Genomic DNA, 14,475 nt, shown 5'->3' with positions numbered 1-14,475 from the left:
TGAGTACTTGGGTAGCTCTTTTTATTAGCTACCCAAGCCAAAGTCATTAATTAAACTTAAACATGTTGCCTATACTTTCGAGGCTAGATTTGTTCGTTTTGGCAATACAACCACTGTCATCAAGTGACTTTTTAGTTGTTTCATCAGCTAAACCGGTTACTTTGAGTTTTTTGTCTTGCTGATACTCACGAAGCGCGATAACTGTTTTACGATCGTATTCAACATCTTGTGTTTCAAACTCTTCGTAGTCAGGCTGATTTCTTAGGTAACCCAAACAAACTAAGCTTAGGCGTGACATTGCTAAATCCATTTTTTCATAATGCGGCATTCTATGAGTGGGTACATCAACTGTTACAGCGCTCTTGCTGGCTGCTTTTGCGCGTTTAGTAGCTGGTGGCGGCGCAGTGTAACCCGGTGCTAACGTGTTGTTACTGTTATAGCGATAGTAGGTATCTGGAATTTTAGTTTCTAAAAACTCAACCGCTTTAATAATAACTTCACGCAGGGCTTTTTCTTTAGGGGTATCAGACCATCCACTAATATTGCCACCAACGAGTGCGCCACCAAAATTGGTTGCAGCGCCTGTGAAATCAAAATCTTTACTACCCCCTTCAACACTCGTTGCAGCTAAAATGCGTGATGTGCGAGTATCTATAAGGCGTAGATCAATTGCCATATGTGAACCCGAAAAACCGGCAGATACAGAGCTAAATACATCACCGATAAAGCCGCCACTGCCAACACTTGCACCAGAGCTATCGTCATCAAATTCTGTTACCGCAGCAATCACGACTATTTCAGCACCTTCAATCTCGCCATAAGCAGCACCCGATGAAGCGCTAACGCGACCTGAGGCTGCTAGGTCTTGTTCTGATAAAACAGCATCAAGCGCTTGGCGCTCTAAAACAATAAAGCGGTTTGTTGATACTAGGGGCTGTTGATCTTTCACATTGGTAGCCAAATCATTGCACATGCCAGCGCTAACATACTCTCAAACTGTAATTTCAATTTATCGTACCTTGTCGCTATAGCACGGAAGTGCTTTAGCCTTGCAAAGGCATTTTCAACTAAATGCCTATATTTATATAAGCACCAATCAATATCACCATTACCTGTTTTTGAGTTTTTCTTTCTAGGGATCACTGGGCTTGAGTTTCTCTCTCGAACCTTATTTCTAATGACTTCACTATCATAGCCTTTGTCTGCGATAACAAAATCGCCTTGGGGCAATAATTCAATCAGTTCATTTGCCACTTTACTATCATGAACATCGCCGCCTGTAATAATAAATTCAATTGGTAAGCCATAACTATCAACAGCTAAATGAATTTTACTTGTATTACCGCCACGACTTAATGCTATCGCTTGTTCTTGTTGAGACGCAGCACCTGTACTGTGTTGATGTGCTTTAACATAACTGCCATCAATGAATTCCCACTCAGTGTCACTATTGGCGGATAATGATTTGAACAACCTTATTAATATTCCTTTTTTAGACCAAAGTAGAAATCGGCGGTAAATAGTATTCCATAAACCAAAACACTCAGGGAGGTCACGCCATGGGCAACCAACACGTAAGCGATATAAAATTCCTTCCATCGTTTGTCTGTGTTCAAGCTTGTTATAAACTCTATCTTCAAGCAAAATTGATTTTAGCTTCGACCACAACTTATCAGTGAGCATTAATCGGGGCATGGTAATCTCGTAAGGTTTGTTTTTGGCGAAGTAAATTATACGAGATTACCGCTTACGCACAAAATTCAAACAAAGATCAACAGCCCCTAGAGCCGTAGTTAATTGATCAGCCATACCGTCGCCTATTTCTTTGCGCCACCATTTTGAGTTGTTAGATTTATCGGTAAAGCGTGCAACAGCAATACGAGCTTTAGGGCCATTGTATTGTTCTTGTGCAACTGCATTTATGTCTGGTGAGTTTTGACCTGAAGTGACATTTGTAGAGGTGCTTTGACAAGCGCTCAGAGTGGTCGTTAATAGTGCCGTTAATAATAGTTTTTGTGGTGCTTTTAACATATGACTGTCCTTAATTAATATGCTTAAAGGAAATGTTGTGCATTTCCTTCAATATTTATATTCATGTTAATTTATTTAAATCAGTAGGTTAAGAATAGTACTGGTGCGAAATATTTAGTCACACAGGCGAAATTTATGAGGATTTTTCACGAAACTGTTTTGGGGACATGTTATATTTTGATTTAAAGCAGCGGGCAAAGTAGCTTTGTGAATTAAAGCCAACTTGCTGTGCTACTAAGCCAATCGCAAGCTCACTATTTTTTAAAAGCTCTTGTGCAAATTCTAAGCGAATGTTTCGAATGTAATCGCTTGGTGTTAGGTTGTACAAGGCTTTCATTTTTAATTGTAAAGCGCGAGGGCTAAGATAAAGCGCAGCTGCAAATTCTTCCACGTTAAACGCTTCGTCTTGATAATGCTCTTTTACTATCGTTTTTACACGTTCGGTAAATACATAATCTTTACTTTGCGCCATTTGTGGGTCGAGCTCGATTGTTTGTGATAAAGCAGGTAGTTGTTGTTTTAAATTCTGATTGAGTACTTCTCTAATCGTTAATAATCCTTGAACGCGGCTTAATAACAGCTGTGGTTCGAAGGGTTTACTTAAATAATCATCAGCAAGTAAGTCCAGGCCCTTTAATTTGCTGCGCGTATCAGCCTTTGCTGAAAGTAATAACACCGGGATATGGCTAATAGCCGTGTCGCTGCGCAGTGCTTTAATAAACTGATAGCCATCCATAACAGGCATCATTACATCACTTATTACCAAGTCAGGCATTTCGCTTTTACATAAAGCTAAACCTAGCTCTCCGTTAACGGCGTTTATACATACGAAGTTGCTAATAAAGAGTGACGTTAGTAAATCACGCATTTCATCGTTGTCTTCGATAATAAGAATTTTATTGTTTTTTACTGCACATAAATTATTGCTTTTAGATACAGCAAGAGCTGTAAGGTTAGAGGTTTTGTCTATTTGAGTTGTTGGGAGTGAAACAGTAAAACAACTGCCTTTGTTTAATTCACTTTTAAGTTCAATAGTTCCTCCATATTGCTCAACTAGCTGCTTCACCAGCGCTAAGCCAATACCGCTACCGCTTTGATTACTCGTATCTATGCGTGTAAATCGTTGGAAAATTGCCTCGAGGTGCTTTTTATCTATACCAACACCAGTGTCTGAGACTATGACGGCTAATATTTGCTTTTGAGTTAATAGCTGAAGTAATACTTTACCTCCGTTCGGGGTGTATTTTTGGGCGTTACTTAATAAGTTACTGATAATAGAAACTGTATGATTTGGCTCTAATTCAATGAGAATATTTTTTTGCGTTAAATCTTCAAACTCGAACGTAATATTTTTTTGTTTAAATAAAGGAGTGAAATCTTCGATTAATTGTTCAACTACCGGATTTATAGCATAGGGTGTTACGTGTTTCACTGCAGTGCTTGGGCGCTGATTGAGCTGTAAAAGTTGGTTTGTTTGGTCCAATAGCTTATGGCTATTACGTTGAATCATCGCTAGTTTTTGTTGGGTGTCTGAATCTTTATGACTTTTTAGTAAACTATCAAGTGGCGCTAATATTAAGCTCAATGGTGTTTTAAGTTCATGGCTAACGTTATCTAATAGCTGGGTTTTTAAGCTGCTAAGTTCTCTCTCTTTTAAGTTTGCTTGCTCTGCAACTTTAGCTCTATACCTTGCTGTTATAATTAACCACATTATAAATAATACGATAATGATGTAAGTGACATAAGCAACATTGTTCTTCCACCAAGGTGGAGTAACCGTAAGCGCAACCATCGTTTTATCATCACTCCATTGGCCGTATTGGTCTTTAACTTTTACAATAAAGTGATAGCTTCCTGCGGGAAGTTGAGAATAGCTAACTTGCCTCTGATTTTTGTTTGCGTATAAGAACTGCTTATCTAATCCAGCTAACTTGTAAGCATATTGGTATTGAGAAGGGGGCTCTGCACTGTTTAAAGCAGAAAACTTAAAACCGATAGCACCATCTTCTTCTTTAAAAAAGAGTCTGTCTGTATAGCTTATAAGCTTAGCCGCTTGAGTATTGGTTTTTATATATTGCTGCGTCGCGACTGACTGGTTATAAATAAGTAAGTCTGTAATAACGGGTTCTGGAGGTTTGGTTGCTAGGGTTAGTTTTAACGGATCAAATTGATTAAAACCGTTAATACCACCAAAAAATAGCTCGCCGTCATCTGCTTAAAAAGCGGCACCTAAAATAAAAGAATGGTGCTGTATACCGTTTGCGGGTAAAAAATGCTGCATTTGTTGAGTTTGAGGAGCGTAACGGGTTAACCCCTGATTACTGCTTAGCCACAAGTAACCGCTGCTGTCTTGTTTAATTGCAAAAATATTATCGTTAAGCAAGCCATCGAACTCTGTAATGTTTATTACTTTGTTTGTTTGTTTGGATATTTAACTTATTTAACCCGCCAAAAGTACCTACCCATAAAGTGTTTTTATCTTGTAAATGCAAGGATGTAACCATGTCATGCGTTAAACTATTAGGCTTTTTAAGATCGCTTTGGTAATGAGTGAAAGTTTCATCATTTAAAGAAAATTTATTTAATCCTACGCGGGTTCCAGCCCATATCGCGTTGTTCTCACTGTCATAAGTAATACTAAAAACAGTATTATTTGAGATGCTATTTTTATCTGCGCTGTATTTAAAGTGTGTAACTTGCAATGTATCGGGATTAAATCGCGTTAATCCTTCATTACTGCCCAGCCACAAATTACCAATATGGTCGCCCTCGATTGCATAAATACGGTTACTGCTGAGTTGGTGACTTTGCATAGTAAAAGCTGAAAAACTATCATTAACTGGGTTATAAAGCAGTAAACCACCGCCGTATGTGCCTATCCATACGCGTTTCTTGGCATCTTCATAAAGACTAAATATATTGTTGTTAGTTAAGCCTGCTGTAATGTTTTCATTCACTTTATAACGTTTAAAACCGTTGTTAGTTTGCTTGTTAAGACCATCGCGTGTGCCAATCCAAAGTAAGTTGTTACTGTCTTTGAGTATTGCCCTTACAAAGTCATTCGAAATCGAAGCCGAGTTATTGCTTTGATGCTTTTGATGACCAAACTGAATCTGTCTTTTATCATAGCGATGTAACCCATAACCATCTGTACCAATCCAAATAATCCCTTTAGGGTCTTGGTAAAGTGACAATAAGTGGTCGTTAGCTAAGCCATGCTTTAAATTTGGAGAGTAAGTAAGTTGCTGAAACTGTTTACTTAATAAAATATCTTTAGTTTGATAATAAAGACCATGGCCATAAGTGCTTACCCATAGGTTTTTTTCATCATCAATAAGCATATCAGTTACCCAAACATTTTTGAGTTGCTCAAAGTTATAAAATGCGAGTGTGTTTAAGTCAAAAACACTTAGACCAGTTTTGCCTCCTATAATAAATTTGCCGTTTGGTGCTTTTTTTAATTGCCAGAGCTGTTTAGGGCTATTAGGTATGTATGTGAACTGATTTGTTTTTGAATCGAACTTAATAAGCCCAATATTACTTGCTAACCAAAGGTTTTTTTTATCATCAAAAAGCATATCTTTAAAAACAACATTTAATTGATTTTTGCCCTGATAAGAAAATAACTCGGTAGTACCTGTTTTTGTATTTAACCGAGTAAGTTGCCCCTTATCGTGACCAATCCAAATTGTTTCTGGGGAGTTGGAGGTTATTGTTGAAATGCGTTGGTTTGTAATAGAGGGGGTTGAATACTGGTTAAAAACACTAAAACTTCCTGTTTCAGTATTTAATAAGTTGAGGCCGTTGCTGGTCGTCGCAAACCAAAGTTGGCCGTTTTCTAAATTCAGGCAGTCTGTAATCCAATTCCCTGAAATACTCGATTGTGAAGGATTGAATTTATAGTGTTTAAATTCATATCCATCGAATCGGTTTAAGCCGCCTTGGGTCGAAAACCAATGAAACCCCTTTTCATCAGTGGTACTGCAGGTGATTGAATTTTGAGATAAACCTTGTTCATTTGTATATGTATCTAAGTACAGTGGTAGGGCGAGCGAGCTAGTATGAAATAATAATAAAAGGCTGATGACTTTATATTTTATGATTGTTTTAATTGCTTTCACAGACTTCCTATCTCTTGTGAATCCCTTAGGGTGTGTTGACCTTTGTGGATTGAAATTTGTTCAATCTAGGGGCGATTTAGTCGCGGCGAGAGTTTTGTAGCCTAGTGGGCTAAGTAAAAACCGAGTATCTGGTCAATCATAAACTGCTTTTTAATCAATGTTAAGATTGATTTTTCAATGCAATGTTGAGATTTTGCATTGTGGGTATCTTTTAGGCTTGTGTTAATGAACTGCGTAAGTATAATAGGCATCCACTTTGCAGGGGCGTAGTTCCAATTGGTAGAACAGCGGTCTCCAAAACCGATGGTTGGGAGTTCGAGTCTCTCCGCCCCTGCCAGTTTTACTTGTGATTGAGTAGTCTGAGATTAAAAACCGGTTTAAATTAAGTCTGTTTTTAAGTTTAGATTTTAATGGATTAACCCTGCCGTAGTGTAGGGTTGTTGTGTCTGTAGTTAAGGTAATAATATTATGAGCACGAATGTAGAAACACCATCAAGTGCGATGGAGTCAGTAAAGTGGTTAGTAGCAATCGCGCTACTTGCAGGCGCAGTTGTTGGTAATCATATGTATGCAGATCAATCTGTATTACTACGTGCTATCGGCGTTGTTGTTGCAATAGCGGCCGGATTAGCAATTGCCTCACAAACATTTAAGGGACGTAACTTTCTTGCTTTCGCTAAAGAAGCTCGAATTGAAGTACGCAAAGTTATTTGGCCAACTCGCCAAGAAACTACCCACACGACATTAATTGTAATGGTTGCAACAGTGATTATGGCACTTATCCTTTGGGGATTAGATGGCATTTTATTCCGCGCTGTTGGCTTTTTAACTGGATTGGAGATCTGATCCCATGTCGGATGAGAACGAGAACAAAGAAATTAAATTACGTTGGTACGTAGTACAGGCTTTTTCTGGTTACGAAAAGCGTGTAGCACAAACGTTAATTGAACATATCAAAATTGAAGGTCTTGAAGCGAGCTTTGGTGAGATATTAGTACCAACTGAAGAAGTTGTTGAGATGCGTGCTGGTCAAAAGCGTAAGTCTGAGCGTAAATTCTTCCCAGGTTATGTATTAGTACAAATGGATATGAACGACGCAAGCTGGCACTTAGTGAACAGCACTGAACGCGTAATGGGCTTTATTGGTGGAACGTCTGATCGTCCAGCTCCAATTAGTCCTAAAGAAGCAGAACGCATTCTTAATCGTTTACAAGAAAATGCTGAAGCACCTAAACCTGCTACATTATTTGAACCAGGTGAAGTTGTACGCGTTACAGATGGACCATTTGCAGACTTCAGTGGTGTAGTTGAAGAAGTTGACTACGAAAAAAGCCGCGTAAAAGTTTCTGTACTTATTTTTGGTCGTTCTACGCCAGTTGAGCTTGAATTTGGTCAAGTTGAACAAGATAAGTAATTGATTAAAAAAGCTTCGCCACTATTTTTTAAATTTTGGCACGAAGCTTGAAAAAGGCCGCTGATTATCTTATAATCAGCGGCCTTTTTGTATTAAGGTAAAATTTATTTTTACTGTGCAAAAAGTACGAAACCAATTTTTAAACTGGGAAGCCGTTAGAGTACGCGTCCTCGCGCGCACAAGGCTGAGACCCACCAAATGAGGTATTTATAATGGCTAAAAAAGTTGAAGCTCTAATCAAGCTACAAGTTGCCGCTGGTATGGCTAATCCTAGTCCTCCAGTAGGTCCTGCACTAGGTCAACACGGTGTAAACATCATGGAATTCTGTAAAGCGTTTAACGCACGTACAGAGTCTATCGAAAAAGGCGCTCCAGTTCCTGTAGTGATCTCTGTTTACGGTGACCGTTCATTTACGTTCGACATGAAAACGCCACCTGCTGCTTACTTACTTAAGAAAGCTGCTGGTATCAAGTCAGGCTCAGGCCGTCCTAACACGGATAAAGTAGGCACAGTAACTCGTGCTCAACTTGAAGAGATCGTTGAGACAAAACGAACTGACCTTACAGCTGCCGATATGGACGCAGCGGTTCGCACTATCGCAGGTTCTGCGCGTGCGATGGGCTTGAACGTAGAGGACTAAGAAATGGCTAAATTAACTAAACGTATGCGTACTATCCGCGAAAAAGTGGAAGTAACAAAAGATTACGAAATCAATGAAGCAGTTGCTCTTTTAAAAGAGTTAGCGACAGCTAAATTCGTAGAAAGTGTTGACGTTGCCGTTAACCTTGGTATCGATGCTCGTAAATCTGATCAAAACGTTCGTGGTGCTACTGTACTACCTAACGGTACTGGTCGCGACGTTCGTGTTGCTGTATTCACACAAGGCGCTAACGCAGAAGCTGCGAAAGAAGCTGGTGCTGAATTAGTAGGCATGGAAGATCTTGCTGAGCTAGTTAAAAAAGGCGAGATGAACTTTGACGTTGTTGTTGCATCACCAGACGCTATGCGTGTTGTTGGTCAACTAGGTCAAATCTTAGGCCCACGTGGTCTAATGCCAAACCCTAAAACTGGTACTGTAACGCCTAACGTTGCAGAAGCAGTTAAAAATGCTAAAGCTGGTCAAGTACGTTACCGTAATGACAAGAATGGTATCATCCATACTACTATTGGTAAGGTTGATTTCACAGCTGAGCAACTTCAACAAAACCTTGAGTCACTAATTGTTGCACTTAAGAAGGCTAAGCCTTCTCAAGCTAAAGGTGTTTACTTGAAAAAAGTAACTATCTCTACAACAATGGGCGCAGGTGTTTCTGTTGACCAAAGCACTTTAACTACAACTGTAGCTTAATTTAGTGTTTACATGGCGTGAAATTTGTACTATAATTTCGCGCCATTTTGTTGATTAATTTATTAGTCGGCAAAGTAAAGAATTCGGGTTGAGGTCCATAATTTCGTTAAGCCTTAGGGTTTAACGATAAATTGGGCTTCCGTCCAAGACCGTAGGTGGCTCCGGCCTTAATATTCACCTACGTAGACGGTGTAGACCCCAGATAGATTTTTCCTAATCCTTCTGGCTCTCGCCGTAAAAAGCATCTCTACTTTGTTTGGTAGGGAAGAGTAAAACAGGGGAATCCGATAATCGGTATCCCCATTAAACCAGGAGTAACACCCATGGCTTTAAATCTTCAAGGCAAAAAAGCAATAGTTGCTGAAGTCAACGAAGCAGCCAATGGTGCTCTATCTGCAGTTGTTGCAGATTCTCGTGGTGTAACAGTTGGCGCAATTACTGCCCTTCGTAAAGAAGCTCGTGCAAACGGTGTTTGGATGAAAGTTGTCCGTAACACTTTAGCAAAACGTGCTCTTGAAGGAACAGATTTTGAGTGTCTTTCTGATTCATTTGTTGGTCCAAGCTTAATCGCTTTCTCATCAGAGCACCCAGGTGCTGCTGCGCGTATCTTTTCAGATTTCGCGAAAAAGAATGAGAAATTCGAGATAAAAACGGCCGCTTTTGAAGGAAATGTTGTTAATGCAGCAATGCTTGCTACATTACCTACATACGATGAAGCTGTTGCACGCTTAATGAGTGCTATGAAAGAAGCGTCTGCTGGCAAATTGTGTAAAACAATTGAAGCAGTACGTCTACAGAAAGAAGAGCAAGCTGCTTAATTTTAAGCTGTTTAATCACTTTCGGTGTAAAATTTATTTGGACGTAATGTCCGTTAATTATTAGGAAATTTGTAATGTCTGTATCTAAAGACCAAATCCTTGACGCAATTGCTGAAATGTCAGTAATGGACGTTGTTGCTCTTATCGAAGCAATGGAAGAAAAATTCGGCGTAACTGCTGCAGCTGCAATGGTAGCTGGTCCAGCTGCTGAAGCTGCTGAAGAGAAAACAGAATTTGACGTAATCCTTACTGGCGCTGGCGCTAACAAGGTTTCTGCAATCAAAGCTGTTCGTAGCGCAACTGGCCTTGGCCTTAAAGAAGCGAAAGCTCTTGTTGAAGCTGCTCCTACACCTGTTAAAGAAGGTGTATCTAAAGAAGAAGCTGAAGCACTTGCAAAAGATCTTACTGAAGCTGGTGCTGAAGTTGAGGTTAAGTAATTTAGCTTTTGCTAAGTTCGCTGCCTGAGAAATCAGGCAAGGGCTGGTGATTATTTAATCACCGGCCTTTTTGCGCTATAGAGTGATCCACTCTTTTAGTTCAAATAAAATCTGATTTTTTCTTTACTTTCAACGCTTTATAGTTTGCTAGTGTTAAAGTGGGATCTAATTAGAACAACAGTTAAATGTTGTAAAAATCTTGGCATAGCTGCCAGTTAAGTCTGTTCTTACAAGAACAGGTCGGGTCAAAGATCAGCAAGCTGAGGAACCCCATGGCTTACTCTTATTCTGAAAAGAAACGTATCCGTAAGGATTTTGGTAAACGTCCACAAGTTTTGGATATACCTTTTTTACTGTCTACACAGTTAGAATCGTTTAAAAAATTCTTAGTGCCGGACGCTGATGGCGATCATGGTTTGGAAGCTGCCTTCCGTTCTGTGTTCCCTATTAAAAGCTACTCGGGAAATTCTGAGCTTCAATACGTAAGTTATCGTATTGGTGAGCCAGTTTTCGATGTAAAAGAATGTCAAATTCGCGGTGTGACTTATTCTGCTCCACTTCGCGTGAAACTGCGTCTTGTTGTTATGGACAAAGAAGCTCCAGGCACAGTTAAAGACATTAAAGAGCAAGAAGTTTACATGGGCGAAATTCCGCTCATGACCGATACCGGTACCTTTGTAATCAATGGTACAGAGCGTGTTATCGTTTCTCAGCTACACCGTAGCCCTGGTGTATTCTTTGATAACGACCGCGGTAAAACTCATTCATCAGGTAAAGTATTATATAACGCACGCGTTATTCCTTACCGTGGTTCATGGTTAGACTTCGAATTTGATGCAAAAGATAACTTATATGTACGTATTGACCGTCGTCGTAAATTACCGGCGTCTATCATCCTACGTGCACTTGAGTACTCTAGTGAAGAAATCCTAGAAATCTTCTTCGACAACACGACGTTTGAAGTAGCTGACGGTAAAGTTCTTATGGAACTTGTGCCTTCGCGTTTACGTGGTGAAACTGCCGCTTTTGATATCAAGAGCGAAGACGGTGAAGTATTTGTTGAAAGCGGTCGTCGTGTTACGGCTCGCCACATCAAGAGCATCGAGAAGAAAGGCATTAACCGCCTAGAAGTACCTCATGAGTACATTATTGGCCGTATTATAGCTAAAAACTACGTTGACGAGTCAACGGGTGAAGTTATAGCAAGCGCGAATGATGAACTAACTCTTGAGCTAATGGCTGAATTGGTTAAAGCTGGTTACACTAAAATTGATACGTTATATATCAATGAAGTGGACAGCGGTGCTTACATGTCAAATACATTGAATATTGACTCTTCAAGCAGCCGTTTAGAAGCACTAGTAGAAATTTATCGCATGATGCGCCCAGGCGAGCCACCGACGAAAGACGCGGCTGAAGCCTTATTCCAGAACTTATTCTTCTCTGAAGAACGTTATGACTTATCTACTGTAGGTCGTATGAAGTTCAATAGCCGTGTTGGTTACGATACAGACACAGGCCCAGGCACATTAAGCAAAGAAGACATCGTGTCTGTTATGAAAGTATTAATTGCTATTCGTAACGGTCAAGGCGATGTTGATGATATCGATCACTTAGGCAACCGTCGTATACGTAGTGTTGGCGAAATGGCTGAGAACCAATTCCGTGTTGGTCTAGTACGTGTAGAGCGTGCTGTACGTGAGCGTTTAAGCTTAGGTGACCTTGACGCAATAATGCCACAAGATCTTATTAACGCTAAGCCTATTTCGGCTGCTGTTAAAGAGTTCTTCGGCTCGTCTCAGTTATCACAGTTTATGGACCAAAATAACCCACTATCAGAAGTTACGCACAAACGTCGTATTTCTGCATTAGGTCCGGGCGGTCTAACTCGTGAACGTGCAGGCTTTGAAGTACGTGACGTTCACGTAACTCACTATGGTCGCGTATGTCCAATCGAGACTCCTGAGGGTCCAAACATCGGTCTAATTAACTCATTGTCTACGTACGCACGTACAAATGACTACGGTTTCTTAGAAACACCTTACCGTAAAGTGGTAGACGGTGTTGTAACTGATGAAGTTGATTACCTATCAGCCATTGAAGAAGGTCAGTTTGTTATCGCACAGGCGAATTCAAACTTAACTGAAACCAATGAGTTTGTAGATGAACTTATTCCATGTCGTCACAAAGGTGAATCTACCTTTATGGGTCGTATGGATCAGCAATATATGGATGTATCACCACAACAGGTGATCTCTGTAGCGGCAGCACTTATCCCGTTCCTAGAACACGATGATGCTAACCGTGCATTGATGGGTTCAAACATGCAACGTCAAGCAGTACCAACATTGAAAGCGGATAAGCCGTTAGTAGGTACAGGTATTGAGTTAACACTAGCGAAAGATTCTGGTGTTACTATCGTTGCAAAACGTGGTGGTGAAGTAATGTATGCTGACGCAAGTCGCATCGTTGTAAACGTACATGAAGAAGAACGCGTTCCTGGCGAAGCGGGCATCGACATCTACAACTTAACCAAATACACACGTTCTAACCAAAATACATGTATTAACCAAAAACCAACTTGTATGGTTGGCGAACCGGTTACTCGTGGTGACGTGTTAGCAGATGGTCCTTCGACTGACTTAGGTGACTTAGCCCTTGGTCAAAACCTTCGCGTGGCATTCATGCCATGGAACGGTTATAACTTCGAAGATTCAATCTTACTATCAGAGCGCGTAGTTGAAGAAGATCGTCTAACGACTATCCATATTCAAGAACTACAGTGTGTTGCCCGTGATACTAAATTAGGTCCTGAAGAGATCACTGCAGATATCCCGAATGTGGGTGAATCTGCACTAGGCAAGCTTGATGAATCAGGTGTTGTTTATATTGGTGCTGAAGTTAAAGGCGGCGATATTCTAGTAGGTAAAGTGACTCCTAAAGGCGAGACACAGCTGACACCTGAAGAGAAGCTTCTACGAGCTATCTTCGGCGAAAAAGCGTCTGACGTTAAAGACAGCTCTTTACGTGTACCAAATTCTGTAACTGGTACTGTAATTGACGTACAAGTCTTCACCCGTGATGGTGTTGAAAAAGACAAACGTGCGTTAGAAGTTGAAGATATGCAGCTTCGCGAAGCGAAGAAAGACTTCAACGAAGAGTTCCGTATTTTAGAAGCTGGCGTTTTAGGACGTGCTCGCAAGTTACTTGTTGATGCAGGCTTCGAAGAAGACAAACTAACGTCACTGAATGCTGAAAAACTACTTACTCAAAGCCTTGCACAAGAAGACAAGCAGGCTGAACTTGAGCAACTAGCTGCACAGTACGATGAGCTTAAAGCTGAATACGATAAAAAGTTTGAAAATAAACGTCGTAAAATTACCCAAGGTGATGACTTAGCACCAGGCGTACTTAAGATTGTTAAAGTATACCTTGCTGTTAAACGTCGTATTCAACCTGGTGATAAAATGGCGGGTCGTCATGGTAACAAAGGTGTTATCTCGACTATCGTACCAGTAGAAGATATGCCTTACGATGATAAAGGTCGTACGGTAGATATCGTATTGAATCCACTAGGTGTACCATCACGTATGAACATCGGTCAGATCCTTGAAACACATATGGGTCTAGCTGCACGTGGTATCGGTGAACGTATTGAAGAAATGATGAAAGAGCAACGTGAGCTTCATGAGCTACGTGAATTCATCAAGCAAGCCTACGAAATTGGTGAATCTCGCCAAGTAGTAGATATTGCTAGCTTCACTGATGACGAAATTCGTCGTCTAGCTGAAAACTTAAAAGGTGGTTTACCAATTGCTACTCCTGCATTTGATGGCGCGAAAGAAAGCGAAATCAAAGACATGCTTGAGCTTGGTGGATATCCTCGAAGTGGTCAGGTTACACTTTATGATGGCCGTACTGGCGATCAGTTTGAACGTCAAGTAACTGTAGGTTACATGTACATGCTTAAACTTAACCACTTGGTTGATGATAAGATGCACGCACGTTCTACTGGTTCTTACAGCCTTGTTACTCAGCAGCCGCTGGGTGGTAAAGCACAGTTCGGTGGCCAGCGTTTTGGTGAGATGGAAGTATGGGCACTTGAAGCTTACGGTGCTGCTTACACTCTACAAGAAATGCTAACAGTGAAATCGGATGACGTGAACGGTCGTACTAAGATGTATAAAAACATCGTTGATGGTAACCATAAAATGGAACCAGGTATGCCAGAATCGTTCAACGTATTGTTGAAAGAAATCCGCTCACTGGGTATCAACATCGAGTTGGAAGAAAATTAAGCCAATT

General features: G+C 40.4%; 11 protein-coding genes, 1 tRNA gene and 3 pseudogenes. 8 read left to right on the top strand and 7 right to left on the bottom strand.

From position 1 onward, the window contains the following. Positions 1-46: 46 nt before the first annotated feature. The 7 genes and pseudogenes from AC0VZ4_RS18620 to AC0VZ4_RS18590 form a co-directional block, all read right to left on the bottom strand. Positions 47-931, bottom strand: a pseudogene (locus AC0VZ4_RS18620) (CsgG/HfaB family protein); the annotation flags it as partial. A gap of 14 nt (positions 932-945) precedes the next feature. Further along, on the bottom strand, positions 946-1,695 hold the full coding sequence (locus tag AC0VZ4_RS18615) for an IS5 family transposase (RefSeq protein WP_475439649.1): 750 nt from the start codon (positions 1,693-1,695) through the stop codon (positions 946-948). 87 nt (positions 1,696-1,782) lie between these two features. After that, a pseudogene (locus AC0VZ4_RS18610) lies at positions 1,783-2,031 on the bottom strand (CsgG/HfaB family protein); the annotation flags it as partial. 133 nt (positions 2,032-2,164) lie between these two features. Then, positions 2,165-3,823 carry a hybrid sensor histidine kinase/response regulator transcription factor gene (locus AC0VZ4_RS18605; RefSeq protein ID WP_475440407.1) on the bottom strand — a complete coding sequence of 553 codons (1,659 nt, stop codon included), beginning with the start codon at positions 3,821-3,823 and terminating at the stop codon, positions 2,165-2,167. A gap of 42 nt (positions 3,824-3,865) precedes the next feature. After that, positions 3,866-4,027: pseudogene (locus tag AC0VZ4_RS18600) on the bottom strand (triple tyrosine motif-containing protein); the annotation flags it as partial. 219 nt (positions 4,028-4,246) lie between these two features. Next, positions 4,247-4,414, bottom strand: coding sequence for a two-component regulator propeller domain-containing protein (locus tag AC0VZ4_RS18595; RefSeq protein WP_475440406.1), 168 nt, complete (start codon positions 4,412-4,414; stop codon positions 4,247-4,249). After that, a complete protein-coding gene (locus AC0VZ4_RS18590; RefSeq protein WP_475440405.1) occupies positions 4,407-6,152 on the bottom strand; it encodes a ligand-binding sensor domain-containing protein in 1,746 nt (581 codons plus the stop codon). Before AC0VZ4_RS18590 ends, AC0VZ4_RS18595 begins: the two co-directional genes overlap by 8 nt. A 260-nt stretch (positions 6,153-6,412) precedes the next feature. Between AC0VZ4_RS18590 and AC0VZ4_RS18585 the strand changes: the two genes are divergently transcribed. From AC0VZ4_RS18585 to rpoB, 8 genes are all read left to right on the top strand, one after another. Then, positions 6,413-6,489, top strand: a tRNA-Trp gene (locus tag AC0VZ4_RS18585). A 131-nt stretch (positions 6,490-6,620) separates the two neighbouring features. Continuing rightward, on the top strand, positions 6,621-6,998 hold the full coding sequence (secE, locus tag AC0VZ4_RS18580) for a preprotein translocase subunit SecE (protein ID WP_002958877.1): 378 nt from the start codon (positions 6,621-6,623) through the stop codon (positions 6,996-6,998). A 4-nt stretch (positions 6,999-7,002) separates the two neighbouring features. Next, the gene (gene nusG, locus AC0VZ4_RS18575; RefSeq protein ID WP_007378450.1) at positions 7,003-7,566 is read left to right on the top strand and encodes a transcription termination/antitermination protein NusG; all 564 of its coding nucleotides are present in this window, start codon (positions 7,003-7,005) and stop codon (positions 7,564-7,566) included. A gap of 212 nt (positions 7,567-7,778) precedes the next feature. Continuing rightward, positions 7,779-8,207, top strand: a complete 429-nt coding sequence (gene rplK / locus AC0VZ4_RS18570) for a 50S ribosomal protein L11 (protein ID WP_002958879.1) — start codon at positions 7,779-7,781, stop codon at positions 8,205-8,207. A gap of 3 nt (positions 8,208-8,210) precedes the next feature. Then, positions 8,211-8,915: a 50S ribosomal protein L1 gene (gene rplA, locus AC0VZ4_RS18565; protein WP_007378451.1), complete on the top strand. Its 705-nt coding sequence runs from the start codon at positions 8,211-8,213 to the stop codon at positions 8,913-8,915. Positions 8,916-9,238: 323 nt separating this feature from the next. Next, positions 9,239-9,733 carry a 50S ribosomal protein L10 gene (gene rplJ, locus AC0VZ4_RS18560; protein WP_007378452.1) on the top strand — a complete coding sequence of 165 codons (495 nt, stop codon included), beginning with the start codon at positions 9,239-9,241 and terminating at the stop codon, positions 9,731-9,733. Positions 9,734-9,807: 74 nt separating this feature from the next. Continuing rightward, on the top strand, positions 9,808-10,170 hold the full coding sequence (rplL, locus tag AC0VZ4_RS18555; protein ID WP_002958882.1) for a 50S ribosomal protein L7/L12: 363 nt from the start codon (positions 9,808-9,810) through the stop codon (positions 10,168-10,170). Positions 10,171-10,442: 272 nt separating this feature from the next. Further along, positions 10,443-14,468, top strand: coding sequence for a DNA-directed RNA polymerase subunit beta (gene rpoB, locus AC0VZ4_RS18550; protein ID WP_007378453.1), 4,026 nt, complete (start codon positions 10,443-10,445; stop codon positions 14,466-14,468). The last annotated feature ends 7 nt before the right edge of the window (positions 14,469-14,475 follow it).

This window comes from Pseudoalteromonas sp. QJM3NY_22, from assembly GCF_056173065.1.
The sequence above is the reverse complement of the archived record's forward strand: the minus strand, read 5'-3'. Positions and strand labels throughout refer to the sequence as shown.